The organism is Francisella sp. 19X1-34, assembly GCF_041102755.1.
GTDB lineage: Bacteria > Pseudomonadota > Gammaproteobacteria > Francisellales > Francisellaceae > Francisella.
In genome coordinates this window covers 1-1788 of the sequence record NZ_JBGCTX010000132.1, presented here as the reverse complement: position 1 = coordinate 1788, position 1788 = coordinate 1, and the positions used below count along the sequence as shown (strand labels likewise).

Below are 1788 nucleotides of genomic sequence, written 5' to 3'. Positions count from 1 at the left end.
TATCTAGGAATGATTAAATTAGCTTGTACTTTTATTTGGCTTCGATGAAAATTTATTTTTGTGCACAGAGCCTAATATTGTGGTTATTTTTGATACAAAAAATAATGAAGTAAATATAAATATTCTATTTATATTCAGAATAAGATTATAGTGTAAAATTTTAATATTAGACTTTATGAAAATTAAAAAATATTTTTAATAATGATTAAGTTATAAGGGAGCTTTATGAAAAAATATTTGAAAAAAGCAATTGTTTTAGCAGGTGCTATTACTTATGTATCAGCTTTTAGTTTGGGAAATGTAGATCTTAATAATAAGGGAGAAAATACATATATACCGAGTTATAATAGTTTTTTCTCCAATAACAATGATATTCAAGTTATTAATACAAAACAAATGCAAGTGATAAAGCAAGCCTCTATGAATTCCTTAACTAGTTACTGGCAGTATAAAGCAAAACCTAAAAATGAAAACCAATTGGTAAGTGCGGAAGTAGCTTATTTCAATAAGTTAAAGATTCCTTATGGAGGAGGAATAGGAGAGGGCTGGGATAACCCATTAAATATCCAACAAGATTTAACGTTTAGATTAGATGAAGTTAATTGTGTAACAGTAGTACAGGATATTATGGGTATTATACTTGCCGAAGAACATGAGAATGTGTATAACTTTTTCTTTGAAGCTTTTAAAAAAGGACTGTATAGTGTTTCCTATGGAGCGTTTCCATCATCTCTTGGTAAAACTTATGAAAATAGAAATAACTTTGTAAGTTCTGATTTTAATAAAGTAAATAATAAGTTAGGTTATATACAGGATGTGACAGCTGATCTAGGACTTAAATATAATAGATTTCCAGCTGGAGCTAAAAATAAAACAATTAATCATTCTGGTTGGTTTAATAAACAAAAGAACAATCTTTCAAATATTCATATTGCAGATATAAATTTATCTAATAAGCAAGCAATAGTTGATAAGTTTACAAGTAAAGAATATGGGGCAAATTTCCCTAATGAATCAGTATCTATGAATTATATCCCTAAAGACCTTTTTTATACTAAACAAGGCGATGATTACTATGCAAATACTAATAATATTAAAAAATTAATGGCTGATAATATACCTAAAATAGTCGAATTTGTTCGTGATGATAGTAAATGGATAATAGCAGGAAAACCAATAAGTACATTAATAGGTTCTGATATTTTAGTTTCTCATTTAGGAATTCTATATAATGCTACATTCAATAAGGGAGATGTTATTTATAATCAAATAAATTGTGCAGAAGATGATGGCATGAAAGTCTGTAAAGTAATTCCAGTAAAGTGTTCTGAGAATACATGTAAAAAAGTTATGCTTTTCATGGCGAGTAATGCATACCCTAATAGTTATGTTTTATCAAAAAATAATTCTAATAAAATCGCTTGTACAGATCCTACAAAAGTACCAAGTGGTTATACGATTGAGAGGAATGTTATTACAAATAATGATTTAACTTGTAATAGAGCTTTTTCGATGCCATTTGGGGATTATTTTATTCATAAAATGTATAACAAATATCCATATATAGATTCTCAGTCAATATTAGGTATTAATTTACAAAAGATTACTATGTTTAATGCTTAATTCTCTATTTAATTAGAAATATTAGTTTTTATGGTACTGTTGCAACTATTAGATATAGTCTAAAGACAAAGAATTAAGTTTTCATTAGATAGACCCTTTACAGACTTTTGTGTAAATTTTTCATAGGCTACCAATCCTATCTTCAAATTTAATCATAAAATGTGC

1 protein-coding gene is annotated in these 1788 nt (G+C 27.0%); it reads left to right on the top strand.

The window, feature by feature from the left end:
• The first annotated feature begins 225 nt into the window (after nt 1–225).
• Complete coding sequence (locus AB8E56_RS11625) at nt 226–1623, top strand: N-acetylmuramoyl-L-alanine amidase-like domain-containing protein (RefSeq protein WP_329481292.1); 1398 nt, start codon at nt 226–228, stop codon at nt 1621–1623.
• Nucleotides 1624–1788 lie beyond the last annotated feature (165 nt).

Bases quoted from the DNA above. Each gene is read 5' to 3' on its own strand.
- AB8E56_RS11625 (WP_329481292.1), top strand. From the start codon at position 226: ATGAAAAAATATTTGAAAAAAGCAATTGTTTTAGCAGGTGCTATTACT.